A 25,572-nucleotide genomic window follows, 5' to 3' on the forward strand; every position below is an offset into this window, starting at 1 on the left:
GAGCAAGGGATGCACAGGGGCGTGAAGTTGGCTGAAAAGTGACGTGCGCGTGCGCTGAAACCGGTCAGCCGACCGGTGTATCTCCCCCGGTGTGCCGTCCGCCACGGTGGGACCCGGTTCCGGTGCGGTGGTGCCGGCCCCGGTGGGGTGCCCGGTCCTCGGCCGCGAGCCGGGCCGCGCCGCGCTCCGACTGGCGCAGCAGGACCCGGCAGGCGCCCGTGACGGCCGCCAGCCCGAGGGCCGTGCCGGCGGCGCCGGCCAGAGAGGCGCCGTAGCCGAGGAGCACCACCGGGACGAGCAGGCAACTGAAGGCAGCCCAGCGAACCACATCCGTCGCGGTGTCCCGCGGCGGCGGGGTCGCGCGGTCCGCCTCGGTGGCGGGGCAGGGTCCGGACATGCGTGCTCCCTGGGGCGTGACTCTCCGGGTTCAACGCGTGGCGGCGGCGTCGGTCACTGGCTGCCCGGATGACCTCCTCAGGTCAGTGAATCCCGTGCAAACCGCCTGTACAGCGCAGCAACCATTGCGTTACGGGCGGTGCCTCGTGCATGCTCCCTGGAACCCACACGCACCGTGAGCGGGATCTGGGCCAAGGAGGCGTGCCGCCGTACCCTTGGGGGTATGGGGGTGGGAAGACCATTCCCGGACACAGCTCCGCCGCACACTGTTGTCCCCCATATAAGGATCACAACGCCGAGACAGCCATGGCCGGTCACGAATTCTTCGAACCAGCGGACCGCAAGCGGCCCGTCGCCGATCACACGGCGGCCGAGCCCCTGGCGGCGGAAGAGCCACGCCACTCCTGCGACCCCGCCTTCAAGCACGGGGTCGTCGTCGGCTTCGACGGCTCCATGTCCAGTGAGCGCGCCCTGGCGTACGCGATCGGCATGGCCCATCGCTCCGGCTCGGGCCTGATCATCGTGCACGTCGCCAACCGGCTGCCGACCACGGTGTGGGCCGGCTGTGAGCCGCCCGTGTTCGTGGACGTGCCGGACCACCGCACCGAGGTGCTCGGTCTGGAACTGGCCTGTGCGGACTACCTCGCCGAGGTGCCCTGGATCCTGGTCGAGCGCGGCGGGGACATCTGCCACGAACTCGAAGAGGTCGGCCGGGAGTACGAGGCCGACGCGATCGTCGTCGGGTCCACCCACGGTCTCGTGGGCCGCATCTTCGGCTCGGTCGCCGGGCGGCTCGCCAAGCGGGCGCAGCGGCCCGTCATCGTCATTCCCTGAGCGTTCAACTCCCCTTGTGCCCACGTGAATCTACTCACGCGTAGAGGTGTTTGTGCCCTTGTGAAGGGCATATACGGAACACCGCACAACTGCACAAGCACGAAGGGAGCCCGCCGTGGACAAAGACGTCTCCGCGGGAAGCGGAATCACGACCGTGGCCGGTCGACTCGCCCTGGGAATCACCCTGTTGGCCTTCGGGCTGGGGCATACCGCCGTGATCGACGGTGTGTCGGCCGCTGACGCCGCGTCAATCGCCCAGTACGTGGGCGGCATCGCGCTCTTCGTCGTGGGGCTGGTGGCCCTGCGGGAAGGTGACGCCGCCGGTGGTACGGCGTTCTCGGTGTTCGGGGCGCTGTGGTTCACCTGGGCCGTGTCCGACGGTGCCTCCGGCAACGGAGCAGGGATGTTCCTGCTGTTGTTCGCCCTGGTGGCGCTGTCCATGACGCTCGCGGGCGGGGAGCAGCTCGGTCAGGTGATGTACGGGCTGTTCTTCGTCGCCCTGCTGCTCATGTCGGTCGCCGAGTTCGCCGGCAACGGCGGGCTCACCAAGGCCGGCGGCTGGTTCGCCGTCGCCGCGGGCGCGGTGGCCTGGTACGCGGCGACCGCCGCGTTGGCGCACTGGCCCACGGTGATTCCGCGACGCGCTGCCGGTCGGGGCGTGACGGCCACCGGGTAGCTGCGCGGGCCGGGGGGTTGGGCGGCTTCCCGGCGGCTGGGACGGACCCCCCGTGCCATGGTGGCAGCACACAGGGGTCCGTCCCCTTTTTGCGCCTAAACCGGCGCCGCTCTCGCGGACGTGGTTGCTCGCCGCGGTGGTTCCTCAATGATCGCTTCGGTGGTCAGGGGTTGCTATTCAACCGTCACCGACTTGGCCAGGTTGCGCGGCTTGTCGATGTCGCGGCCCAGGGCCAAGGCCGTGTGGTAGGCGAGGAGTTGGAGCGGAATGCCCATCAGGATCGGGTCCAGCTCGTCCTCGTTCTTCGGGACGACGATCGTCTCGTCGGCCTTCTCCTGGTGCTGGTGGGCCACCGCGAGGATCCTGCCGCTGCGGGCCTTGATCTCCTCCATGGCGGCGCGGTTCTTCTCCAGCAGGTCGTCGTCGGGGACGATCGCGACCGTCGGCAGGGCCGGCTCGATCAGGGCCAGCGGGCCGTGCTTGAGCTCCGAGGCCGGGTAGGCCTCCGCGTGGATGTAGGAGACCTCCTTGAGCTTCAGGGAGGCCTCGCGGGCCACCGGGTAGCCACGGACACGGCCGATGAAGAGCATCGAGCGGGCCTCGGCGAACTGCAGGGCCAGCTTCTTGACGTCCTCCTCGTGCTCCATGATCTCGGCGATCTGCGCGGGCAGCCTGCGCAGGCCCTCGATGATGCGCTTGCCGTCGCGGACCGAGAGGTCACGGGTGCGGCCCAGGTGCAGGGCGAGGAGGGCGAAGGCGACCGTGGTGTTGGTGAAGCACTTGGTGGAGACGACGCAGACCTCGGGGCCGGCGTGCACGTAGATGCCGCCGTCCGCCTCGCGGGCGATCGCCGAGCCGACCACGTTCACCACGCCCAGGACGCGCGCGCCCTTGCGCTTCAGCTCCTGTACGGCGGCCAGCACGTCGTAGGTCTCGCCGGACTGGGAGACCGCGACGTAGAGGGTGTCGGGGTCGACGACCGCGTTGCGGTAGCGGAACTCGGAGGCCGGCTCGGCGTCGGCGGGGATGCGGGCCAGCTCCTCGATCATCTGGGCGCCGATCATGCCCGCGTGGTACGAGGTGCCGCAGCCGAGGATCTTCACGCGGCGGATCCGCCGGGCCTCGCGGGCGTCCAGGTTCAGGCCGCCCAGGTGCACCGTGGAGAAGCGGTCGTCGATGCGGCCGCGCAGCACGCGGTCCACGGCGTCGGCCTGCTCGTGGATCTCCTTGTGCATGTAGGTGTCGTGGCCGCCCATGTCGTAGGAGGCGGCCTCCCACTCGACCGTGGTGGGCTCGGCGGTGGTGCGGGTGCCCTCGGTGGTGTAGGTGCGGAAGTCGTCGGCCTTGAGGGTGGCCATCTCGCCGTCGTCCAGCGTGACGATCTGCCGCGTGTGGGCGACCAGCGCGGCGATGTCCGAGGCGACGAACATCTCCTTCTCGCCGATGCCGAGGACGACCGGGGAGCCGTTGCGGGCGACGACGATCCGGTCGGCGAAGTCGGCGTGCATGACGGCGATGCCGTACGTGCCCTCGACGAGCCGGAGGGTCTCGCGGACCTTGTCCTCCAGCTTGGGCGCCTGCGCGCGGGCGATGAGGTGGGTGAGGACCTCGGTGTCGGTCTCGGAGAGGAACTCGACGCCGTCCGCCTCCAGCTTGCGGCGCAGGTCGGAGGCGTTGTCGATGATGCCGTTGTGCACGACGGCGACCTTGTTGTCGGCCGACATGTGCGGGTGGGCGTTGACGTCGGACGGGGCGCCGTGGGTGGCCCAGCGGGTGTGGGCGATGCCGGTCGTGCCCTTGAAGCGGGCCGGGACCTTGGCCTCCAGGTCGCGGACGCGGCCCTTGGCCTTGACCATCTTCAGGCCGGACGTCTTCGGGGACGTGACGACGATCCCCGCGGAGTCGTAGCCGCGGTACTCCAGCCGCTGGAGGCCCTCCAGGAGGAGGGGCGCGACGTCACGCTTCCCGATGTAACCGACGATTCCGCACATGTATACGTATTCCTAGCCGTAGACGATGCGCCGCAGCTGCCGGAGCGAGAGCTCCGGCGGGGCCACCGCGCGGTATTTGAGGTCCGCCTCGATCCGTTCGAAGATCGCCGCGTTGACCAGGCCCTGGGCCTGGAGCTCGCGGTGGCGGCGACGGACGTATTCCTCGGTCGTCTCGTCGAAGTAGGCGAGCACGTCCTGGATCACACGCAGCGCCTCGCCCCGGCCGAGGGCGGTGGACCGCGTCAGATGATCAACGAGTTCGTCGTGCACTCGCTAGATCTTGGGGCACCGGCGGGACTTTCGCAAGAATTCTGCCCGTTTTCGGGCAGGTGCCTGTGGGTGGGGCCACAACCACCACCTGCGAGCGTACCGACGTGATCAAGGGGAACAAGGTCACCAAGAAGCTCCCGATCGGCGGCACGGCCTACCCCGAGACCGACGGCGTGGTCTATGTGACGGCCGGTGCGGCGGGCCGCAGCCTCTACGCGTTCAGCGCCCCGCTGTCGTACGAGGGCAACGAGCACGACGTGGACTCCGTGGCCTCGTTCGTCAACGTCAAGGGCGGCAAGCAGAACGAGACCGTGGCATGGTCCCGGGTGCGCCACCGAGCTTCATTCGCAGTGCATCGGGCTTCAGCCCGGTGGTGAAGCGAATCTCGTGACGGCGGCGCGGAGCGTCGCGGTGTCGTTCCGGCGGAGCCGGACACCGCGTCATGGGGGTGAGGCGGGGAACGGGTGTTCCCGGCGACATCGAGTGGTGTGTGTTCGTACGATCACCGAATGCAGCTTCGGTACGCCTTCCGCCTGTACCCGGAGCCCGGTCAACGCGCCGCGTTGGCCAGGGCGTTCGGGTGTGCACGGGTGGTGTTCAACGACGCGGTACGGGCCCGGGAGGACGCCCGCACCGCGGGCCTGCCGTTCCCGAACGCGGCCGAGCTGTCGAAACGGCTGATCACCCAGGCCCGGCACACGGCCGAGCGCTGCTGGCTGAGTGAGGTCTCCTCGGTGGTGCTGCAGCAGTCTTTAGGGATGTGGAGGGCGCGTACAAGAACTTCTTCGCCTCCCACAAAGGGGAGCGCAAGGGGAAGCGGGTGGGTGCGCCGCGTTTCAAGTCGCGTAAGGACACCCGGCAGTCGATCCGGTTCACCGCCAACGCCCGCTGGAAGATCACCGAGACGGGGAGGCTGTCCCTGCCGAAGATCGGTGACGTGAGGGTCACGTGGTCGCGGGTCCTGCCCGCCGTGCCCTCCAGTGTGACGGTGATCCTGGACTCGGCGGGGCGGTATTTCGCCTCGTTCGTCATCGACACCGATTCCGAAACGGACCGGGCGCGCTGGAATGAGCCGGAGCCAGGCAGCGCCGTCGGCATCGACCTGGGGCTCACACACTTCGCGGTCCTCTCCGACGGGACGAAAATCCGTTCCCCACGGTTTCTGCGCCGCGCGGAGAAGAAGCTGAGGAAAGCCCAGCGGGAGCTGTCCCGCAAACAGAAGGGATCGAAGAACCGGGCCAAGGCCCGCTCGAAGGTCGCCCGTGCTCACGCGGCCGTGGCTGACGCGCGCAAGGAGTTTCACCACCAGCTCTCCACTCAGTTGATTCGCGAGAACCAAGCGGTCGCGTTGGAGGATCTGGCGGTCTCGGGACTGGCGCGCACCTGTCTGGCGAAGAGTGTGCATGACGCGGGCTGGTCGCACTTCGTGGCCATGCTTCAGTACAAGGCGCAGCGATACGGGCGGGCCTTCGTCAAGATCGGCCGGTTCGAGCCCACCAGCCAGGTGTGCTCCACCTGCGGGCATCGGGACGGACCCAAACCCCTGCACGTACGGGAATGGACCTGCCCCGCCTGCGGCATTCTCCACGACCGCGACCACAACGCCGCGATCAACGTCAAACAGGCCGCCGGACTGGCGGCATCGGCCTGCGGAGCGCCGGTAAGACCGGGACTCGTCCCGGCACAGCGCGAAGAAACAGGAAGCCATGGAACCCCCACCCGAACCTGTGCCGCGTAGCGGCACAGCAACAGGTGAGGACGGCCAGAATCCTCGGGCTTCAGCCCGAGGAGCATGTCAAATGCGCTTGAGGACCGCCTGCTTGGCCAGGGCGAACTCCTCGTCCGTCAGCACGCCCGTGCGGTGCAGATCACCGAGCTCGCGCAGGCGGCGCAGCAGGGCGTCGTGATCGTCCTCGGCGGACGCGACCGGAGCGGAAGGCAGCTCGGGTCGCGCGTCCACCGGGTCGTCGGCGGCCCGGGCCGGGTGCGGAAGCCTGGCCTGGACCGCCGCCGCGACCAGTGCCATCAGCGGGTCCTTCCTGAAGCCCCAGAGTTCCACGGCGTTGGGGTCGTACTTGGGCGGGGCCTTGGTGGGCGCGTGCCGCACGGTGAAGCGCAGATGGCCGTTCTCCAGGCCGGCCGCCGGGTGCCACTCCACGCCCGTGATGTCGGCGAGCGCGAGCGTGCGGGAGCCCGCGGCGGCCTTGGCGTCCTCCGTCTTCCAGTTCCACTCCAGGCGTATGCGCTCACCGTCGAAACCGGCGGTGCCGTCCCCGGCGGAGACCGACAGGGGGACGGCGGGGCCCGGCAGCAGGTACGCGTCGACCGGTTCGCTCGGTACCTGGTCCAGGAGCAGCGCGTTACGGACCTCGTCCGTGAAGTACTCGGCGACCCCGTAGCGGTCGGACTCCACGATCAGCTGGTACGGGTCGTGGGGCTCGGTCAGCCGGCCGCCGGTGGCGAGCAGCAGAGGATCGGCGCCGTCACGCAGTCTGAGCCTGAGCCGCCCCGACTTCTTGCCCTGCTCCAAGGAGATACCGGCCAACGCCCCTAACGGCACGACTAATTCACCCAGCTCCTTGCGCAGCAGGCTGACGTTCTTGTCCCGTCCTGGTGTCAGCCGCAGCGCGTCCCCGTCGAAGGCCCATGTGCCGTCCTTCTGGATGATTTCCACCATGGGCTGGATTGTTCCACCTGCCTCGCGAGAGAGTGGTCCAGACCTCTTGGAGCTCAACGGCTCGTGAAGGGACACGCTTGTGGAAGATGGCCGTGTGAGACAGCACCGCAGAACGCTCCGCCTGCTCGGTTCCCTGCTGCTGGTCGCGATGACCACCTCGGTGACCGGGGCCGCTCCCGCACCGGCGGCATCGCCCACCCCGCTCGACCGGGTGGTCCCCGCGCCCGCCTCGGCCGACCCGGGCGGATCCCCGTATCGGATCACCCGCGGCACGTACATACGCGTCGACGGTTCCCGGGAGGCGCGGGGCGTCGGCGAGTACCTCGCGAGGATCCTGCGCCCCTCGACCGGCTACCGCCTCCCCGTCACCGCCCAGGGCGCGGGCGGCATCCGGCTGCGCATCGCCGAGGGCCCGTTCGGCGCCGAGGGGTACCGGCTCGACAGCGGCCGGGGCGGCGTCACCATCACCGCCGCCCGGCCCGCCGGCCTCTTCCACGGCGTGCAGACCCTGCGCCAGCTCCTCCCCGCGGCCATCGAGAAGGACTCCGTCCAGTCCGGCCCGTGGCTGGTCGCGGGCGGCACGATCACGGACACCCCCCGTTACGGCTGGCGCGGCGCCATGCTCGACGTCTCCCGGCACTTCTTCACCGTCGACCAGGTCAAGCGCTACATCGACCAGCTGGCCCTCTACAAGATCAACAAGCTGCACCTGCACCTCAGCGACGACCAGGGCTGGCGCATCGCCATCGACTCCTGGCCACGGCTCGCGACCCACGGCGGCTCGACGGAGGTCGGCGGCGGCCCCGGCGGCTTCTACACCAAGGCCGACTACAAGGAGATCGTGCGCTACGCCGCCTCCCGCTACCTGGAGGTCGTGCCCGAGATCGACATGCCCGGCCACACCAACGCGGCCCTCGCCTCCTACGCCGGCCTGAACTGCGACGGTGTGGCACCGCCGCTCTACACCGGCACGGAGGTCGGCTTCAGCTCGCTGTGCGTCGGCAAGGAGATCACGTACGACTTCGTGGACGACGTGATCCGGGAACTCGCCGCGCTCACGCCGGGCCGCTACCTCCACATCGGGGGCGACGAGGCGCACTCCACCAGCCATGAGGACTACGTCAGGTTCATGGACCGGGTGCAGCCGATCGTCGCGAAGTACGGCAAGACCGTGGTCGGGTGGCACCAGCTGACCGGGGCGACTCCGGCGAAGGGGGCCCTCGCCCAGTACTGGGGTCTGGACGGCACCAGCGCCGAGGAGAAGGCGCGGGTCGCGAAGGCCGCACAGAGCGGGACCGGGGTGATTCTGTCCCCGGCGGACCGGGTGTACCTCGACATGAAGTACACCGAGGAGACGCCGCTGGGGCTGTCCTGGGCGGGGTACGTCGAGGTGCGGCGGTCGTACGACTGGGACCCCGGGGCGTATCTGGCGGGGGTGCCGGATGGTGCGGTGCGGGGCGTCGAGGCGCCCATGTGGTCGGAGACCCTTGAGAACTCCGAGCACATCGAGTTCATGGCGTTTCCGCGGTTGCCGGGCGTTGCGGAGCTGGGGTGGTCGCCGGCCGGTACGCATGACTGGGAGCGGTACAAGGGGCGGCTTGCTGCGCAGGCTGAGCGGTGGGATGCGCTGGGGATCGAGTGGTATCGGTCGCCGCAGGTGCCGTGGGGTGCCGCCGGGCGGTGATGTCTCTGCGGGCCGGTGGGGGGCTGGTTGCGCAGTTCCCCGCGCCCCTGAAGGTGCGCAGTTCCCCGCGCCCCTGAAAGGCGCGCACCCGTGCCCCTGGAAGGTGCGCCCCTGAGGCGAATGACGGGCACCCCGGAGGACCGTACTCCGGGGTGCCCGTCTGTCTGTGGGTCAGAACTCGGCGATCGGGTTCTTCAGGCTGCCGACCAGTTGGAGGGCGCCGGACGGGTCCGACAGGTCGACCATCTGTTCGTTGTTGCGGAGTTGGAGGCGGTTGAGGCAGGAGAGAGCGAACTCGGGGGCGAACATGTCGTACTGCTTGAACTTGTCGGCCAGTCCGGGCATCGAGTCCTGGTAGGCGCGGGTGACCTCGGCGACCGTGCGCCAGAAGTCGTCCTCCTCCAGGACGCCCTCGGTGGCGAGATGCGCCGCGAGGAAGCGGAAGAAGCAGTCGAAGACGTCCGTGAAGATCGACAGGAGCTTCTTGTCGTCCGGGACCTCCACGCGCAGCCGCTCCACCGCCGGCGGCAGCACCGCGTCCGGATCCATGACCGCGATCTCCTCGGCGATGTCCTTGTAGATCGCGCGCCGCACGACCCCGTCCTTCAGCACGAGGATGACGTTCTCTCCGTGCGGCATGAACACCAGGTCATAGGCGTAGAAGCTGTGGAGCAGGGGCGTGAAGTAGGCCTGGAGGTAGCGGCGCAGCCACTGCTTCGGCGGGAGGCCCGACTGCTCGATCAGCGCGCCCGCCACGGACGCCCCCTGGTGGTCGACATGGACCAGGGACGCCATGGTGGCCAGGGACTCGCCCTCCTCCAGGGACGGCACCGGGCTCTCCCGCCACAGCGTGGCGAGCATCTTGCGGTAGGGCGAGTAGCGGTCCGTCGCCTGCTCGTACTCCAGGTGCCGGTAGCCGACGGCCGCCCGCTCCCGGATGATCGACAGCCCCGTGGACCGCAGCACCGGGTCGCCCTCGATGAGCTGGGCCAGCCAGTCGTTGATCGCCGGGGTCGCTTCCATGTAGGCCGCCGACAGACCGCGCATGAAGCCCATGTTGATGACCGACAGGGCGGTCTTGACGTAGTGCTTCTCCGGGCTGGTCCTGTTGAAGAAGGTCCGGATGGACTGCTGGGCCAGGTACTCGTCGTCGCCCTCGCCCAGGCACACCAGGTGCCTGCGGGCCACCTCGGCGGCGAAGGTGACGCTGAGCTTGTTCCACCACTGCCAGGGGTGGACCGGGATGAACAGGTAGTCGGCCGGGTCGAGGTCCTGGTCGCGCAGGACGCCGTGGAAGCGCTCGACGGTCTCCGCGCCCAGTTCCTCGCGCAGGAACGACTCGTACTCGATGCCGACACCGGCCGTGAACGCGGCCCGGGACCGGTGCGCGGCCAGCCACACCAGCCGGACCGGGCTCGCCGTCTCGGGTGCGTACGACAGGTACTCGTGGATGCCGAAGCCGAGCCGCCCGTTGTTGGCGACGAAGCAGGGGTGGCCCTCGGTCATGCCGGTCTCGATGGCCTGGAAGTCGCCGCGGGCGAGTTCGGCCGCCGTGATGTCCGGCTTGGTGAGCTTGTAGCAGGTGCCGGAGAGGGTGGAGGAGATCTCCTCCAGGTAGACCGGCAGGATGTCGTCGCTCAGGCCGAGGGACTTCTGCAGCTCGATGAAGAAGTCCAGTGCGGCGAGGGGGGGTTCGGAGCCGTCCCGGTGCCGGGTGATCGACTCGGCGTCCACCTGCCAGTGGTCCAGGGCCCGGCGGGCGGCGGAGAAGCGGTAGCTCGTCAGGCCGTCGTCGCTGCGGACGACGTACTGCTCCCCGTCCTCCTCGGGGATGATCAGCCGCTCGTGCGCGAACTCGGCGAGGGCCTTGCGGATCAGGAGGCGGTTGGCCCGCGCCCAGCGGTGGGGGGACAGGTGCGCTACGGCGTCGGACAGGGTCATACGGCTACTCCTCGGGCCGCCAGGAACCGTGCACGCGTGCAGAAGCTCAGCAGCGCGCGCTTCTCCGGCTTGTCGATCTCGCGCTCGGCCACGAAGCCGACGGCCTCGTTGAGCGCGTGGACTGCCTTGTTGCTCACGTCGGGCTCCACCACGACCCGGCGGGTGCGCGGGTCGGCGAACAGCTCGTCCATCACGGCGGTGATGACGGCCTTGGTGAAGCCGTGGATCGGCCGGTCGGTCGGCGCGACCAGGAAGTGCATGCCGACGTCGCCGGGCTCCGGGTCGTACAGCCCGGTCAGCTCGACGTACCGGGGGTCGTACTTCTCCATCAGGAACGCCGGCCGGCCCTCGTGCAGGCCCAGGTGGGCGTGGTGGTGCTCGTGGGCGGCGATCCGCATGTACTCGCGTTCGACGTCCTGGAGTTTCGCGTCCTGCATCATCCAGTAGGCCGCCTTGGGATGGGTGACCCAGGAGTGCAGCAGCTCGGCGTCCTTCAGGGGGTCGAGCGGGCGGACGGTGAGCGTTCCGATGCCGGTGGTGGCGCTCATACGGCGAACTCCTGGAACGCGATGGTCTTCTCCACCGGGTAGTACTCGCTGCCGAGCAGCTCGCGGATGATGTACGCGTTCCGGTACGGGCCCATGCCCAGGTCGGGGCTGGTGATGCTGTGCGTGTGGACGCCGGCGTTCTGGAGGAAGATGCCGCGGCCGGTGACGTCGACGGCGTAGTTGCGGGCGACGTCGAAGTTGCCGTGGGAGTCGTAGACCAGGCGGTCCTTGACGGGGGCCAGGAACTCCGGCTCGGTGTACCGGTAGCCGGTGGCCAGGATCAGGCCCTGGGAGTCCAGCTCGAACTCCTTGCCCTGCTCCTCCTGACGGAAGCGAAGCGTGTACGTGCCGTTCTCGTGGCGCGCGCTGGTCAGGGCGGAGTTGGTGAGCAGCCGGGTGGGGACGGGGCCGCCGAGGTTCTTCTGGTAGAGCAGGTCGAAGATCTCGTTGATGAGGTCGCCGTCGATGCCCTTGAACAGGCCCTTCTGCTCGGCCGTGAGACGGTAGCGGGTCGCCTCCGGCAGCTCGCGGAAGTAGTCGACGTACTCCGGGGACGTCATCTCCAGCGTGAGTTTGGTGTACTCCAGCGGGAAGAAGCGCGGGGAGCGGGTGACCCAGTTCAGCCGGTAGCCGTGGACGTCGATCTCGCTGAGCAGGTCGTGGTAGATCTCGGCGGCCGACTGGCCGGAGCCGACCAGCGTGATCGAGTCCTTCTTCTGCAGCTCCGCCTTGTTGTCCAGGTAGCGGGAGTTGTGGGAGAAGTCGCCGCCCAGGCCCTGGCAGGCCTCGGGTATGTAGGGCGGGGTGCCGGTGCCGAGGACCAGGTGGCGGGCGCGGTAGCTGTCTCCGGCGGTCGTTTTCACGACGTAGAGCTCGTCCTCGTACGTCACCTCGGTGACCGTGGTGCCGAAGCGGATGCTGCTCAGTTTGCCCGCGGCCCAGCGGCAGTAGTCGTCGTACTCGACGCGCAGCGGGTAGAAGTTCTCGCGGATGTAGAACGAGTACAGCCGGCCCTTCTCCTTCAGGTAGTTCAGGAAGGAGTACGGGGACGTGGGGTCGGCGAGCGTGACCAGGTCCGACATGAACGGGGTCTGGAGGTGGGCGCCGTCCAGGAGCATGCCCGCGTGCCACTCGAAGCGGGGCTTCGACTCCAGGAAGACGCCGTCGAGTTCGTCGATGGGTTCGGTCAGGCAGGCCAGGCCGAGGTTGAAGGGGCCGAGCCCGATTCCCACGAAGTCATGGGTTCTGGTCGGGGTGTCAGGACGCGCGGTCAAGGGACTCTCCCAGGTACTGCTCGGCGTGGCCGGCGATCAGGTCGAGGACGGCGGCGATGTCGGACGCCTGCGTCTCGGGGTTGAGCAGGGTGAACTTCAGGTAGTGGCGACCGCCGACCTTGGTGCCCGCGACGATGGCATCACCTGAGGCGAACAGGGCCTTGCGGGCGTAGAGGTTGGCGCGGTCGATCTCCGAGGGGTCGGTGACGGCCGCCGGGATGTAGCGGAAGACGAGGGTGGACAGGCTCGGCCGGACGACCACGTCGAAGCGCGGGTCGGCGGCGATCAGCCGCCAGGCATCCCGGGCCAGGTCGCACACCTCGTCGAAGAGCTGCCCGATGCCGTCGGCGCCCATGGTCCGCAGGGTCATCCACAGCTTGAGGGCGTCGAAGCGGCGGGTCGTCTGCAGGGACTTGTCCACCTGGTTGGGGATGCGCTCCTCCACCATGCGGCGCGGGTTGAGGTACTCGGCGTGGTAGGTGGCGTGGCGCAGGGTGGCGGCGTCCCGCACGAGCACGGCCGATGAACTCACCGGCTGGAAGAAGGACTTGTGGTAGTCGACGGTGACCGAGTCGGCGCGTTCGATGCCGCTGATGCGGTCCCGGTGCCTCAGGGAGGCGAGCAGGCCGCAGCCGTACGCCGCGTCGACGTGCATCCAGGTGCCGAACTGCTCGCACAGCTCGGCGATCTCGGGCAGCGGGTCGATGGAGCCGAAGTCGGTGGTGCCGGCGGTGGCGACGACACCCATGGGGACGAGGCCGTCCTGCTCGCAGCGTTCCAGCTCGCGGGCGAGCGCGACGGTCTGCATGCGCTTGTCGTGGTCGACGGGTATGGAGACCACGGCGTCCTGGCCGAGGCCGAGCAGCTTCGCGGACTTCTTCACGCTGAAGTGGCTGACCTCGGAGGCGAAGATGCGCAGTTCGGCGAGGGTGTCCGTCTTGGCCTCCTCGCGGGCGAGCAGGAGTGCCTGGAGGTTGGACTGGGTGCCGCCGGAGGTGAACACGCCGTCGGCGGCCGGTCCGAGGCCGATCCGCTCGGTCGTCCAGTCGATCAGTTTCCGCTCGATGAGCGTGCCGCCGGCCGACTGGTCCCAGGTGTCGAGGGAGGAGTTGACGGCCGACAGGACGGCCTCGCCGAGCACCGCCGGGATGACGACCGGGCAGTTGAGGTGGCCCAGGTAACGGGGGTGGTGGAAGTAGATCGCGTCCCGGAGGTAGACGTCCTCCAGTTCGTCGAGCACCGCCGTGGTGTCGTGCAGCGGCTGGTCGAGGTCGATCTCGTCGATGCGCGGGGCCAGGGCGTCGACGGTGATGCCGGTGAACGGCCGGTCGGTGGTGGCGAGTTTGGCGGCCACCCGCTCGACTCCGTCGGTCACGGAGCGGCGGTACTGCTCCGCGGTGGTGTCGTTGAGCAGGTGCGAGCGCATGTGGGGGTCCTCCGGTGGGGACAGTCCGGTGTGGGACGGGGTGGGCTGGTCTCCGGCGTCCAGTACTTAGGTAAGGCTAACCTAAGTTGATCGAGGGTTCGGCAGGCCCTGCCGTGACTGTGGTCACTCGTGTCACTTCGGGGATGACGGTGCTGCGGCTATCCCTCGGCCCGCAACTGCTCCTCGCTCACACCGCGGCGCCAGTAGCCGACGAACGTCACCCTGCTGCGGTCGATCCCAAGCTCGCGCACGAAGTGCCGGCGCAGCACCTTCACGCACGCGGACTCGCCGGCGATCCAGACGTACGGCCGCTCCGCGGACGGCAGACGGGCGGCGCGGAGGGCGTCGAGGGCCATGGGAGCCCCCTCGGCGCTCCGCTCCTCCCTGACGAGCCAGGTGATGTCGGCGTCGGCCTCGGTCACCAGGTCCTGGATGTCGCCGGCGTGCGGGACCTCCAGCCAGACCCGGGCGCGGGTGCCGGCCGGCAGTGCCTCGACGATGGCCGAGGCGGCGGGCACGGCGGTCTCGTCGCCCCAGACGACGACGAGGTCGGTGTCCTCGGGCGGCCGGAAGCGGATCGCCCGGTTGTCGGCCACCGCCGGGCCGAGCAGCAGGACCCGGTCCCCGGCGGCGGCCCGGGCGGCCCAGCGGGAGGCCGGTCCTGCCTGGACCGCGGCGCCCGGCTCGATGCCGTGCAGGGCGAAGTCGACGTCGATCTCGTCCGGGTCCCGGCGCAGACCGCGCAGGGTGTACGACCGCATCACGGCCCTGACGTCCTCCGGGAGTTCGCGCCACCCCTGCCACCAGCCGTCCCCGAGCTCGAGCGGCACGACCGGCTCGGGCTGCCCGGGGTGCGGCAGGAACAGCGACAGGGACTGGTCGTGCCCGTCGGAGTGGAAGGCGTGCAGATCCGGCCCGCCGAAGGTGACCCGGACCAGGGACGGCCCGAGCCGCCTCGTCCGCACGACCTGGAGGGAGAAGAAACGGAACGGGGCGGCTACGGCGGTGGTCACGTGCGGCTCCTGGACGTCAGGAAGGGGGAGGGGGTCAGGCGACCTTCTTGGCCGACTCGATGGCCTTCGCGAGGTTCTCCACGAGAGGCGCGCACTTGTCGTACGACAGGATCGGCTCGGGCGAACGCGAGATGACCTGACCGGCCTTGACCGCGGGCAGCTTCTTCCAGGTCGCCTCCGTGATGTCGGCCGGCTGGATGGTCGATGCGCGGTCGTCCATCATGATGATGTCCGCCGGGTACTTGTCGACGTTCTCCCAGCTGAGGTTCTCGAACCAGCCGCCGTTGGCCTCCATGGCCTTCTTCGGGGGCTCGACGAGGTTCACACCGAGGGCCTTGAAGTACTCCAGGTCGATGGAGAAGTTGGAGCCGGAGACGTAGAAGATGGCGTCCGAGGCGGAACCGGCCAGCACCTTGATCTCGGGGCGGGACTTGGCGGCCTTGCGCAGCCGCTCGGAGGCGGCCTCGAAGCGCTTCTTCGCCTCGACGGTCTTCGCGGCCTTCAGGTCGGCGCCGAGGGACTCGGCGAGCTCGGCCATGCGCTGCAGCGGCTTCGGCATCTGACGGTCGAAGACCGAGATCGCGACGCTCGGGGCGAGCTTGGCGATCTTGTCCTTGGACGCCTCCGGGACGTACCAGAGGGTGCCGGCGGCGTCGAACGTGGTGGTGATGAGCACCTCGGGCTGGAAGGCCGCGTACTGCTCGACGTTGAACTGGTCGAACCGGTTGCCGAAGACCGTCAGCTTGCTCACGTCCATGTCGCCGGCCTGGACGTCGGCCTTGCCGTCCTTGGTCCTGGTCGGGCCGAAGACGCCCTCGACCGTGATGCCGTAATCGTGCAGGGCGGCGGCGACACCGGTGAACGCGGCGATCTTCGTGGGGACCTGGTCCAGGCTCACGGTCTTGCCGCGGTCGTCCTCGAAGGACCACGGGCCGGACTTGGCGGCGCCCTTCGCGTCCGAGCCGCCGTCCTGGGAGTCTTCACTGCCACACGCGGTCACGAGGGCGCCGAGCCCGAAAACACCACCGGCGGCGAGCAGGCCGCGACGGGAGTAACGGGCGGTTCTGGCGTTCGACATGACGGGATCTGCTTTCGTGCGTACGGAGCCACTGCGGGCACGGCTGACAGCCGCTTGGCTGGAAACAAGTGTGTGCCCGGAGGTGGGGCGGGGATGCCCGTGGGTGCAGTGATCCGGATCACGAGGTTGCCGTACGCGGGTGCTTCGGTCGGGTCGGCGCCTACGGCGTTGCACGGGTACATCCAACCGGGTCCGGGCCTACGGCTTGAGACGGTGCGCCACGGTCCTGACCAGGTCGGTGCGGGCGACCTGAAGGGTGAAGGTCTCACCCCGGTCCGCTGCGGGCTTCGCATGCCAAGGGAGGCCGCGGCGGCGCCACTTGGCGGGAACGAGGTCCGCGGGGGTCGGCGGCAGGCCCCACGACCAGCCCCCGAGCCGCAGTTGCCCGGCCCACAGCCCCGCCGGCGGTTCGGCGAGGCGGACAGCGCGAAGCGGTCCCGCCCGACCCAGTCGGCGTCCGCCGTTGATCGGTACCCGCACGACGAATTCGGTGCCGGACGGTGAGGCATGGGCCGGGAAGACGGCGGTGCCGCCCCGACCGTCCTCCAGGTGGACGGCGAGAGCGCCGTCGGGGAAGCCGGCGAGGGTGCGGCGAACGCCGAACTCCGGCTCGGTGGGCGCGTCCGCTGCCCACCGCACCGTGGACACACTCACCTATGGCAGCACGCCATGCTTGCGCTCGCCGATGGCGAGGGTGAGGTTGCCGTGCGGTGTGGTGGTGCAGAGCGTGACGGCGCGGGCCTGGCCGCCACCGTCCGCGATGAGTGTGGCTGCGGCTCCCGACACGGACCCGTCCCGCTTGCTGCCGATGTGCACAGCTCGGCTGATGCCCTGGGCGCCGACGACGAGGGAGATGTCCCACAGTCCGCCGGGCAGTCCGCTGCCGCCTGCGGAGGTGTCGACGTCGAGGAGTGTCCCAATTCCGGAGCCGGCCGACCAGTATTCACCGGCTGGATTCTTGTATACAGGAAATCGATTTCCCTGATTGCAATCTACGGGCCAGATTAGTAGGACCGCTATCGGGAGGGCCGAGCGCTCGACCTGCGCACGGCACTGGACGAACCCGCGTTGACCACGCTCGCGCTCCTGGAGCGCTGGGACGAGGGGGCGGAGCACACCACCGAGCTCGAAAAGCTGGACGAGGACACTTGGCACCCGCACATCCACGACCTGACGAAGCCCGAGAACGCCGACCAGTGGGGCACGTCCGACCCGATGAACGAGATGGTCGCCAAGGACATGTTCAACGACGTCGACCGCGGCGTCCTCGTCGCTCCGCCGGTCTGACCCCATGACACCGGGGGCCCGGCGGACTCCCCGCCCTGCCATGGCGCCGAGCCCCCGGCCTGTCACCCCCCAGCTCTCAAGGACTGCCATGCGCTTCGCCACGTACGAACAGCACGGCCGCAGCCGCGTCGCCACCGTGAAGGCCGACGGACAGGCCGGGTCATGACCGACACCCCGGACACGAACTGCGCTCCTCCTCCCACAGCGGACGCGGCGGAACTCCAGGAGTTGCTTCCCGGGATCCACGCCTGGGTGCAGCCGGACGGGAGCTGGTGGGTCAACAACGCCGGCGCGGTGGCCGGCGACGACGGGGTCCTGGTGATCGACACCTGTGCCACCGCGGCTCGCACCCGCCGGTTTCTCGACGCCGTGGACACGGCCACCGGCGGGGCGCCCGTCCGGCTTGCGGTGAACACCCATCAGCACGGCGACCACACCTACGGCAACAGCCTCCTCCCCTCCACGACGGTGATCGTCGGGCACAGCCGGATGCGGGAAGGGCTTCAGGCCGACCCGATCATCGACGGCTGCCCACCGCTGTGGAACCCGGTCCCGGACTGGGGGCCGGTGACCCGCAGGCTTCCCGACATCTCGGTCGGCTCCGCGCTCACCCTGCACGTCGGAGGCCGGCGGATCGAGCTGCTGCACCCCGGCCGCCCGGCGCACACCAGCGGAGATCTGATCGCCTGGCTGCCCGAAGAACGCGTGCTGTTCTCCGGCGATCTGGTGTTCGCCGGACTCACCCCGCTGGTCTTCATGGGCTCGATGGACGGGGCCCTCGCCGCGGTCGACTGGCTGGAGTCCCTGCAACCCGACGTCGTCGTCCCCGGCCACGGCCCGGTCCTCACCGGCACCGGCATCACCCGGGTCCTGGACGAGCACCGCCGCTACTACCGGCTCCTCCTCGACACCGCCCAGGACGGGCTCTCCCGGGGCCTGACGCCCCTGCAGGCCGCCCGCCAGGTCGACCTGGGCGAGTTCGCGGACTGGGCCGACGCCGAACGGATCGTGCTCAACCTGCACCGCGTCTACGCCGACCACGCCGGCCGGGACCTCGACGTGATCGCCGCCTTCGGCGACGCGATCGCCTGGCTCGGCCGCCCGATGCACACCTCCGTCTGAAGGGAAGCGCGACTGTGCGGTTCGTGACCTACGCCGACGACGACGGTGATCGGGTCGGCGTCCTCCACCACGACCAGGTCCATCCCCTGGGTCGCGGCGTCACGATGCTCGGCCTCCTGCGCGACGGCACCCTGCGGGCGGCCGGGGAGCAGGCCCTGGCCGCGCCTGCCGCGACCCGGGCCGTCGGCGACCTTCGGCTGCGCGCGCCGATCCCCGATCCTCCCGCTGTGCGCGACTTCATGACCTTCGAACGGCACGTCGAAGGTGTCTCCAGACTCGGCGGAACCGACGCGACCGTCCCCGAACGCTGGTACGAGGCACCCGCGTTCTACTTCACCAACCCCTATGCGATCCTCGGCCCCGCCGACGACGTCCCCGTACCGCCCGGCAGCCGGATGTTCGACCTGGAGCTGGAGGTCGCCGCCGTCATCGGCCGCACCGGCCGCGACATCCACCCCGACGACGCCGACGCCTACATCGCCGGCTACACCATCCTCGTCGACTGGTCGGCCCGCGACGTCCAGTTCGCCGAGATGCAGGTCCGGCTCGGCCCCACCAAGGGCAAGGACACCGCCACCACCCTCGGACCGGTCCTGGTCACCCCCGACGAGCTGCAGCCCTGGCGCACCGACACCTCGTTCGACCTGACGATGACCGTCGACATCAACGGCGAACGACTGGGGCAGGACCGCTGGTCGTCCATGGCGTTCTCCTACGCCGACATGATCGCCTACGCCTCCCGTGGCACCGAGATCCGCCCCGGCGACGTCCTCGGCTCCGGTACCTGCGGCGGCGGCGGCTGCCTCGCCGAACTGTGGGGTCGCGAAGGCCTGAACGCCCACCGCCCCCTGCAACCCGGCGACGTCGTCACCGTCACCGTCGAACAACTCGGCACCCTGACCACCCGCGTCGTGCCAGGAGTCGAGCCGATTCCCGTCCCACCCGCACGACGGGGCCGGTAGGCCCAGTCCGTCCGGAACGGCGACCCCCGTGGGGTCGCCGTCGCCCGCCTGGCCGAACAGACGGTCACCACACCCCCGAACACCCTTCGGCGGTCATCCTTCCGGTCCGGCAGACGTCGTAGCCGTGAAGCCCGAACCAGTACACGTCCAGTATTACGAGGAGAGTCCGATGAACGAGTTCGTCATCGTCGGTGCGAAGGTGTTCGACGGCGAGAAGGACCTGGGCCAGGTCGACGTGCACGTCGCCGACGGCGTCATCGTCTCGGTGGGCGGGCCGCGTGTCACCGGGGTGGAAGTCGTCGACGCCACCGGCGCAACCCTGCTGCCGGGCCTGATCGACGCACACACCCACACCGACGCGGCGATGCTGCGCCAGGCGCTGACCTTCGGCGTCACCACCGAACTCGACATGGGCTCGGTCCCCGCCACCATGATTCCGCTGCGCGCCGAGGTCGAGGCCGACCGGACTTTCGCGGACGTGCGGAGCGCCTCCTTTTCGCTCACCCACCTCGACGGCCACCCTCAGCAGTTCCGGAAGGGCCTCAACGATCCGGTCTGGCCGACCGCGACCACCGTGGCGGAGGCGGCCGGGTTCGTCGAGGACCGGATCAGCGAGGGCGCCGACTACATCAAGCTGATAGCCGAGAGTGGCGAGGCGTTCGGCTTCCAGTTGCCGCACGTACCACTGGAGATTCACGCCGCCGTGATCGCCGAGGCGCACGCTCGCGGGAAGATGGTGATGGCCCACGCCATGACGCTGCAAGAGACCGAAGAGATGGTCGACGCCGGCGCCGACGGCCTCGCCCATCTCTTCGCCGACACGGCCCACACCCCGGAGATCGTCGACCGCATCGCAAGCGCGAACGTGTTCGTGGTGCCGACACTGACTCCCCTTGCCTCCATCGTCGGGTTGTCGCACAGCACCGACCTGGCGCAAGATCCCCGCGTCGCGGGAAAGCTGGCGCCGGAATTGCGGGCGCACCTCTCCGACACGTTCGGCGGCTTGCCCGCCTCGCACTTCGACATGGCACTGGCCACGATCGCAGCCCTGCGCGAGGCTGGGGTCGACGTGATCGCAGGCACCGACGCCGCGGCTCTGGCCGTGCGCGGCGTGACCCACGGAGCAAGTCTGCACGGCGAGCTGCAACTGCTCGTACAGGCCGGTTTCAGCCCCGCCGAAGCCCTGCGCTCGGCGACTTCACTGACAGCACGACGGTTCGGCCTCCACGACCGGGGCCGCGTCGAGCAAGGCCTGCGGGCAGATCTCGTCCTGGTCGACGGTGATCCCACCACGACCATCAACGACAGCCTGTCGATTCGCGCGGTCTGGCGACAGGGCACCCGCCTCGCGGCCGCATCCACGCCCGGCTCCCGGTGAACTGGCAGACCGGTAAGACGCCCCGCCGATTTCTCGGCGGGGCGTTCTCGCTCGACCCGGTGCCGCCGGGTAGCTTCCCGCTGCCGCAGTGATGAGGCCAGCCGAGAATGCTCCGGCGGAGCGCTTGTGGGAGGAGCAGGTCCTGCGGCTCAGCCCACCAGCCCCAACTCCCGCGCGATCAGCATTCGCTGGACCTCGCTCGTGCCCTCGCCGATCTCCAGGATCTTGGAGTCTCGCCACATGCGGGCGACCGGGTATTCGTTCATGAAGCCGTAGCCGCCGTGGATCTGGGTGGCCTCTCGGGCGTTGTCCACCGCGACCGTGGAGGAGTGGAGCTTCGCCAGGGCCGCTTCCTTCTTGAAGGGGGCGCCGGTCACCAGGCGGGCCGCCGCGTCGCGCCAGGCGAGGCGGGACGTGTGGGCCTTCATCTCCATGTCGGCGATCTTGAACTGGATCGCCTGGTTCGCGGCGATCGGCTTGCCGAAGGCGTGGCGCTCCTTGGCGTACTTGACCGACTCGTCGACGCAGCCCTGCGCCAGGCCCGTCGCCAGGGCCGCGATCGCGATGCGGCCCTCGTCGAGGATGCGCAGGAACTGGGCGTAGCCGCGGCCTTCCTCGCCCAGGAGGTTCGCCGCCGGGACGCGGACGTCCGTGAAGGACAACTCGCGGGTGTCCGAGGCGTTCCATCCGACCTTGGAGTAGGGGGCGGCGACCGAGAAACCCGGGGTGCCCGACGGGACGATGATCGAGGAGATCTGCGGCCTGCCGTCGAGCTTGCGGCCGGTGACCGCCGTGACCGTCACCAGGCCCGTGATGTCCGTGCCCGAGTTGGTGATGAAGCACTTCGTGCCGTTGATCACCCACTCGTTCGTCGACTCGTCCAGGCGCGCCGTCGTACGGGTCGCGCCCGCGTCGCTGCCGCCGTCCGGCTCGGTCAGGCCGAACGCGCCGAGCACTTCGCCCGAGCAGAGGCGGGGGAGCCACTCCTGCTTCTGTGCCTCGGTGCCGTAGAGGTGGATCGGCATCGCGCCCAGTGAGACTCCGGCCTCCAGGGTGATCGCCACCGAGGAGTCCACCCGTGCCAGTTCCTCCAGGGCCACGCCCAGCGCCAGGTAGTCGCCGCCCATGCCGCCGTACTCCTCGGGGAACGGCAGACCGAACAGACCCATGCGGCCCATCTCCCGGACGATCTCGTACGGGAACTCGTGCCGCTCGTAGAAGTCGCCGATCTTCGGCGCCACCACCTCGTGCGCGAACTCCTCGACCGTACGGCGGAGTTCCTCCAGTTCGGGGGAGAGACGGTAGTCCATGGTGATCAGTGCTCCTCGGTGTCCTCGTGGGACAGGGCTCGGACGGTGCGGGACGGGCTGGGTCGGCCCAGGTGGGCGGCCATCCACGTGCTCGTGGCGACGAGGCGGCCGAGGTCGATTCCGGTGTCGATGCCGAGGCCCCGCAGCATCCACACGAGGTCTTCGGTGGCGAGGTTGCCGGTCGCGGACTTCGCGTACGGGCAGCCGCCCAGGCCGCCCGCGGAGGCGTCGACCGTGGTGACGCCCTGCTGGAGCGCCGCGAGGGTGTTGGCCAGGGCCTGTCCGTAGGTGTCGTGGAAGTGCACGCCGAGGGCGGTGGGCGGGACGCCCGCCTCGTCCAGGGCCGCGAGGAGCGCGACCACATGGCCCGGGGTGGCCACGCCGATCGTGTCGCCCAGGCTCAGTTCGTCGCAGCCCATGTCCAGCAGGGCCCGGCAGACCTTCACCACCTGGGGGATCGGGACCGCGCCCTCCCACGGGTCGCCGAAACACATGGAGAGGTAGCCGCGGACGTGCACCGACTCCGCCTTCGCGCGGGCCATCACCGGCTCGAACATCGCCAGCGCCTCGTCCACCGTGCGGTTGAGGTTGGCCTTGGCGAAGGACTCCGTCGCGCTGGCGAACACCGCGACCCGCCGGGCGCCCAGTGCCAGGGACCGGTCGAGGCCCCTCTCGTTCGGGACGAGGACCGGGAGCGCCACCGGGAGGTCGCTGACGAGAGGGAACAGCTGTTCCGCGTCCGCCAACTGGGGGACCCACTTGGGGTGGACGAAGCTCGTCGCCTCGATCGTGGTCAGGCCGGCGTCGGCCAGACGGTGGATGAACTCCGCCTTGACCTCCGTGGGGACCGTCGCCTTCTCGTTCTGCAGGCCGTCGCGGGCGCCGACCTCGTGGATGCGGACGCGCGTGGGCAGGTCCCTGCTCGGGACGGCCATCGGGAGCCCTGGGACCGTCATTCCGCCGCCTCCTCGTGCGGTGCGATGACCGCCAGCACCTGGTCCATGGCGACCGTGGTGCCGGGCGCCACGTCCAGCTCGGTGACCTTGCCCGCGTGCGGCGCCGCGATGACGTGCTCCATCTTCATCGCCTCCACCACCAGCAGGCTCTGACCGGCGCTCACCTCGTCGCCGACGGCGACCTTCACCACTGTCACCGTGCCGGGCATCGGCGCGGTCAGCGAGTCGGCGCCCGCGTGGGCGGCCCGGGTGAGGGACGCGGCGACCGGGTCGTGGTCCCGGACGTGCCACGCGTCGCCGTCGCGGCCGAGCCAGTCGGCGGCGCGGTGGAAGGTGTGGCGGATGCCGTCCAGGGACACTGCGACCCGGTCGTCGGTGACCGTGGCCGTGCCGCGCGGGGTGTACTCCAGGGCCTCCTGCACCCGCAGGTGGAAGGCGGCCGGCTTCGGTGCGCCGCCCAGGCGCCAGCCGCTCGGCACCGAGAAGGGGTCCGTCCAGCCGCCCGGCTCCGGCTTCAGGGCGTCCAGACGTACGGCGGCCGCCGCCTCGTACACCTCCTCCGGTACGTCCGTGGGGACCAGGCCGTCCACCTCGCGCTCGACCAGACCGGTGTCCATGTCGCCGGAGACCACCGCCGGGTGGGCGAGCAGGCGGCGCAGGAAACCGGCGTTCGTCTGCACCCCGAGCGTGACCGTCTCCGCCAGGGCCGCCCGGAGTTTGCGCAGGGCGGTCGCGCGGTCGGGGCCGTAGGCGATGACCTTGGAGAGCATCGGGTCGTAGAGGCTGCCGACCTCCGTGCCCTCCGTGAGGCCCGAGTCCGTGCGGACGCCGTCGCCCTGCGGCTCGCGCAGCCTGAGGACCGTGCCGCCGGAGGGGAGGAAGCCGCGGGCCGGGTCCTCGGCGCAGATGCGGGCCTCCACCGCGTGACCGGTCAGCCGTACGTCCTCCTGGGCGAAGCCGAGCGGCTCGCCGGCCGCCACCCGCAGCTGCCACTCCACCAGGTCCAGGCCGGTGATCAGTTCCGTGACCGGGTGCTCCACCTGGAGGCGGGTGTTCATCTCCATGAAGTAGTACGACGACGGGTCGGTGCCGGGCACGATGAACTCCACCGTGCCCGCGCCCCGGTAGCCGCAGGAACGGGCCGCCTGGACCGCCGCCTCGCCCATCGCGGCACGCGTCTGTTCATCGAGGAGCACACTCGGCGCCTCCTCGATGATCTTCTGATGACGGCGCTGGAGAGAGCACTCGCGCTCGCCCAGGTGGACCACGTTGCCGTGGCCGTCCGCCAGGACCTGGATCTCGATGTGGCGGGGCCGGTCGATCCAGCGTTCCACCAGGAGGGTGTCGTCGCCGAAGGAGGCGCGGGCCTCCCGGCGGGCCGAGGCGATCTCGTCCTCCAACCGGGTGAGGTCCCGCACCAGGCGCATGCCCTTGCCGCCGCCGCCCGCGCTGGGTTTCAGCAGGACGGGCGCGCCGAGCGCGCGGGCCGCCTCGGCCAGATCCGGGTCGCGGCCGCCGGGCACGACCGGTACTCCGGCCGCCTGCACCGTCTCCTTGGCGCGGATCTTGTCGCCCATGAGCGCGATCGCGTCCGCCGGGGGGCCGATGAAGACCAGGCCCGCCTCGGCGCAGGCACGCGCGAAGGCGGCGTTCTCGGCGAGGAAGCCGTAGCCGGGATGGACGGCCTGGGCGCCCGTGCGGGCCGCTGCCTCCAGCAGGCGCTCCACCGACAGGTAGCTCTCGGACGCGGGAGCCGGGCCGATCCGGACCGCCGTGTCCGCCTCGCGGACATGCCGGGCGTCGGCGTCCGCGTCGGAGAAGACGGCCACCGAGCGCACGCCCATCGACCGCAGCGTACGGATCACCCGTACGGCGATCTCGCCGCGGTTGGCCACCAGTACTGTCTCGAACATCGTCGCCCGTCCCCTCACATCCGGAAGACGCCGAACTGGGGATCACCCAGGGGCGCGTTGGCGCACGCGGTCAGGGCCAGGCCCAGGACCTGACGGGTGTCCAGCGGGTCGATCACACCGTCGTCCCAGAGGCGGGCCGACGCGTAGTAGGCGTTGCCCTGGCGCTCGTACTGGGCGCGGATCGGGGCCTTGAAGGCGTCCTCGTCCTCGGCGGGCCAGGACTCGCCGCGCCCCTCAAGCTGGTCCCGCTTGACGGTCGCGAGGACCGAGGCGGCCTGCTCGCCGCCCATGACCGAGATCTTGGCGTTCGGCCACATCCACAGGAAGCGGGGGGAGTACGCCCTGCCGCACATGGAGTAGTTGCCCGCGCCGTACGAGCCGCCGACCACGACCGTCAGCTTCGGTACGCGGGTGCAGGCCACCGCCGTGACCATCTTGGCGCCGTGCTTGGCGATGCCGCCCGCCTCGTAGTCCCTGCCGACCATGAAGCCCGAGATGTTCTGGAGGAACACCAGCGGGATGCCGCGCTGGTCGCACAGCTCGATGAAGTGGGCGCCCTTCTGGGCGGACTCGGAGAACAGGATGCCGTTGTTGGCGACGATGCCCACCGGGTGGCCGTGGATCCGGGCGAAGCCGGTGACCAGGGTCTGGCCGAACTCCGACTTGAACTCGGCGAACCGCGAGCCGTCGACGACCCGGGCGATGATCTCCCGCACGTCGTAGGGCGTGCGGGAGTCGGCCGGGACCGCGCCGTAGAGGCCGTGCGGGTCGACCTTGGGTTCGGTGGCCTCCGTGACCTCCCAGGGGAGGGGGCCCCGGGCGGGGAGGGTGGAGAC

22 protein-coding genes and 3 pseudogenes are annotated in these 25,572 nt (G+C 69.9%); 9 read left to right on the plus strand and 16 right to left on the minus strand.

Annotation, left to right across the window (positions count from 1 at the left end):
- Window positions 1–64 precede the first annotated feature (64 nt).
- Window positions 65–397 (minus strand): hypothetical protein, encoded by a 333-nt coding sequence (locus C1J00_RS13505; protein WP_102909294.1) that lies wholly within the window; start codon window positions 395–397, stop codon window positions 65–67.
- Between the two features lie 305 nt (window positions 398–702).
- On the opposite strand from C1J00_RS13505, the gene C1J00_RS13510 reads away from it, so the two are divergent.
- Together C1J00_RS13510 and C1J00_RS13515 are read left to right on the plus strand one after the other, a co-directional pair.
- Entirely contained in the window at window positions 703–1,230 is a 528-nt protein-coding gene (locus C1J00_RS13510) for a universal stress protein (protein ID WP_102909295.1), read from the plus strand.
- 115 nt (window positions 1,231–1,345) lie between these two features.
- The gene (locus C1J00_RS13515) at window positions 1,346–1,906 is read left to right on the plus strand and encodes a GPR1/FUN34/YaaH family transporter (RefSeq protein WP_102909296.1); all 561 of its coding nucleotides are present in this window, start codon (window positions 1,346–1,348) and stop codon (window positions 1,904–1,906) included.
- Window positions 1,907–2,079: 173 nt separating this feature from the next.
- Here the strand turns inward: C1J00_RS13515 and glmS are convergent, their stop codons facing one another.
- Together glmS and C1J00_RS13525 are read right to left on the minus strand one after the other, a co-directional pair.
- Complete coding sequence (gene glmS, locus C1J00_RS13520; protein ID WP_102909297.1) at window positions 2,080–3,897, minus strand: glutamine--fructose-6-phosphate transaminase (isomerizing); 1,818 nt, start codon at window positions 3,895–3,897, stop codon at window positions 2,080–2,082.
- Window positions 3,898–3,909: 12 nt separating this feature from the next.
- Complete coding sequence (locus tag C1J00_RS13525) at window positions 3,910–4,167, minus strand: hypothetical protein (RefSeq protein WP_030838058.1); 258 nt, start codon at window positions 4,165–4,167, stop codon at window positions 3,910–3,912.
- Window positions 4,168–4,240: 73 nt separating this feature from the next.
- On the opposite strand from C1J00_RS13525, the pseudogene C1J00_RS13530 reads away from it, so the two are divergent.
- Both C1J00_RS13530 and C1J00_RS13535 read left to right on the plus strand, forming a co-directional pair.
- Window positions 4,241–4,502 (plus strand): annotated as a pseudogene (locus C1J00_RS13530) (phosphoesterase); the annotation flags it as partial.
- A gap of 174 nt (window positions 4,503–4,676) precedes the next feature.
- A pseudogene (locus tag C1J00_RS13535) lies at window positions 4,677–5,905 on the plus strand (RNA-guided endonuclease InsQ/TnpB family protein).
- Window positions 5,906–5,962: 57 nt separating this feature from the next.
- Here the strand turns inward: C1J00_RS13535 and C1J00_RS13540 are convergent.
- A complete protein-coding gene (locus tag C1J00_RS13540) occupies window positions 5,963–6,844 on the minus strand; it encodes a DUF4429 domain-containing protein (protein WP_102909298.1) in 882 nt (293 codons plus the stop codon).
- A gap of 94 nt (window positions 6,845–6,938) precedes the next feature.
- On the opposite strand from C1J00_RS13540, the gene C1J00_RS13545 reads away from it, so the two are divergent.
- On the plus strand, window positions 6,939–8,528 hold the full coding sequence (locus tag C1J00_RS13545) for a beta-N-acetylhexosaminidase (RefSeq protein WP_180989538.1): 1,590 nt from the start codon (window positions 6,939–6,941) through the stop codon (window positions 8,526–8,528).
- A gap of 171 nt (window positions 8,529–8,699) precedes the next feature.
- On the opposite strand, the gene C1J00_RS13550 is transcribed toward C1J00_RS13545, so the two are convergent.
- The 8 genes from C1J00_RS13550 to C1J00_RS47650 all read right to left on the minus strand — a co-directional run bounded on the left by C1J00_RS13550 (window position 8,700) and on the right by C1J00_RS47650 (window position 16,594).
- Complete coding sequence (locus C1J00_RS13550; protein WP_102909300.1) at window positions 8,700–10,469, minus strand: IucA/IucC family protein; 1,770 nt, start codon at window positions 10,467–10,469, stop codon at window positions 8,700–8,702.
- Window positions 10,466–11,017 carry a GNAT family N-acetyltransferase gene (locus C1J00_RS13555; protein ID WP_102909301.1) on the minus strand — a complete coding sequence of 184 codons (552 nt, stop codon included), beginning with the start codon at window positions 11,015–11,017 and terminating at the stop codon, window positions 10,466–10,468. Before C1J00_RS13555 ends, C1J00_RS13550 begins: the two co-directional genes overlap by 4 nt.
- The gene (locus C1J00_RS13560; protein ID WP_102909302.1) at window positions 11,014–12,291 is read right to left on the minus strand and encodes a lysine N(6)-hydroxylase/L-ornithine N(5)-oxygenase family protein; all 1,278 of its coding nucleotides are present in this window, start codon (window positions 12,289–12,291) and stop codon (window positions 11,014–11,016) included. The genes C1J00_RS13555 and C1J00_RS13560 overlap by 4 nt, the downstream gene beginning before the upstream one ends.
- A complete protein-coding gene (desA, locus tag C1J00_RS13565; protein WP_102909303.1) occupies window positions 12,275–13,717 on the minus strand; it encodes a lysine decarboxylase DesA in 1,443 nt (480 codons plus the stop codon). Before desA ends, C1J00_RS13560 begins: the two co-directional genes overlap by 17 nt.
- 158 nt (window positions 13,718–13,875) lie before the next feature.
- Window positions 13,876–14,730, minus strand: coding sequence for a siderophore-interacting protein (locus tag C1J00_RS13570; RefSeq protein WP_102909304.1), 855 nt, complete (start codon window positions 14,728–14,730; stop codon window positions 13,876–13,878).
- A gap of 34 nt (window positions 14,731–14,764) precedes the next feature.
- Entirely contained in the window at window positions 14,765–15,808 is a 1,044-nt protein-coding gene (locus C1J00_RS13575; protein WP_102909305.1) for an ABC transporter substrate-binding protein, read from the minus strand.
- A gap of 198 nt (window positions 15,809–16,006) precedes the next feature.
- Window positions 16,007–16,462 carry a hypothetical protein gene (locus C1J00_RS13580; RefSeq protein ID WP_146046183.1) on the minus strand — a complete coding sequence of 152 codons (456 nt, stop codon included), beginning with the start codon at window positions 16,460–16,462 and terminating at the stop codon, window positions 16,007–16,009.
- Window positions 16,463–16,594: a hypothetical protein gene (locus C1J00_RS47650; protein ID WP_281262754.1), complete on the minus strand. Its 132-nt coding sequence runs from the start codon at window positions 16,592–16,594 to the stop codon at window positions 16,463–16,465.
- Between the two features lie 324 nt (window positions 16,595–16,918).
- On the opposite strand from C1J00_RS47650, the pseudogene C1J00_RS13585 reads away from it, so the two are divergent.
- The 4 genes and pseudogenes from C1J00_RS13585 to C1J00_RS13600 all read left to right on the plus strand — a co-directional run.
- Window positions 16,919–17,095, plus strand: a pseudogene (locus C1J00_RS13585) (VOC family protein); the annotation flags it as partial.
- Window positions 17,096–17,257: 162 nt separating this feature from the next.
- Window positions 17,258–18,217, plus strand: coding sequence for an MBL fold metallo-hydrolase (locus C1J00_RS13590; protein WP_102909307.1), 960 nt, complete (start codon window positions 17,258–17,260; stop codon window positions 18,215–18,217).
- A 14-nt stretch (window positions 18,218–18,231) separates the two neighbouring features.
- Window positions 18,232–19,179, plus strand: a complete 948-nt coding sequence (locus C1J00_RS13595) for a fumarylacetoacetate hydrolase family protein (protein ID WP_245936333.1) — start codon at window positions 18,232–18,234, stop codon at window positions 19,177–19,179.
- 199 nt (window positions 19,180–19,378) lie between these two features.
- A complete protein-coding gene (locus C1J00_RS13600; RefSeq protein WP_180989539.1) occupies window positions 19,379–20,557 on the plus strand; it encodes an amidohydrolase family protein in 1,179 nt (392 codons plus the stop codon).
- Window positions 20,558–20,706: 149 nt separating this feature from the next.
- Here the strand turns inward: C1J00_RS13600 and C1J00_RS13605 are convergent, their stop codons facing one another.
- The 4 genes from C1J00_RS13605 to C1J00_RS13620 form a co-directional block, all read right to left on the minus strand.
- Entirely contained in the window at window positions 20,707–21,867 is a 1,161-nt protein-coding gene (locus C1J00_RS13605) for an acyl-CoA dehydrogenase family protein (protein ID WP_102909309.1), read from the minus strand.
- A gap of 5 nt (window positions 21,868–21,872) precedes the next feature.
- Window positions 21,873–22,823 carry a hydroxymethylglutaryl-CoA lyase gene (locus tag C1J00_RS13610; RefSeq protein WP_102909310.1) on the minus strand — a complete coding sequence of 317 codons (951 nt, stop codon included), beginning with the start codon at window positions 22,821–22,823 and terminating at the stop codon, window positions 21,873–21,875.
- Window positions 22,820–24,736 (minus strand): acetyl/propionyl/methylcrotonyl-CoA carboxylase subunit alpha, encoded by a 1,917-nt coding sequence (locus C1J00_RS13615; RefSeq protein ID WP_102909311.1) that lies wholly within the window; start codon window positions 24,734–24,736, stop codon window positions 22,820–22,822. The genes C1J00_RS13610 and C1J00_RS13615 overlap by 4 nt, the downstream gene beginning before the upstream one ends.
- A 14-nt stretch (window positions 24,737–24,750) precedes the next feature.
- On the minus strand, window positions 24,751–25,572 hold an 822-nt coding region (locus tag C1J00_RS13620), incomplete at its 5' end, for a carboxyl transferase domain-containing protein (protein WP_281262755.1).

It is taken from the genome of Streptomyces cahuitamycinicus (assembly GCF_002891435.1).
Lineage (GTDB): Bacteria > Actinomycetota > Actinomycetes > Streptomycetales > Streptomycetaceae > Streptomyces > Streptomyces cahuitamycinicus.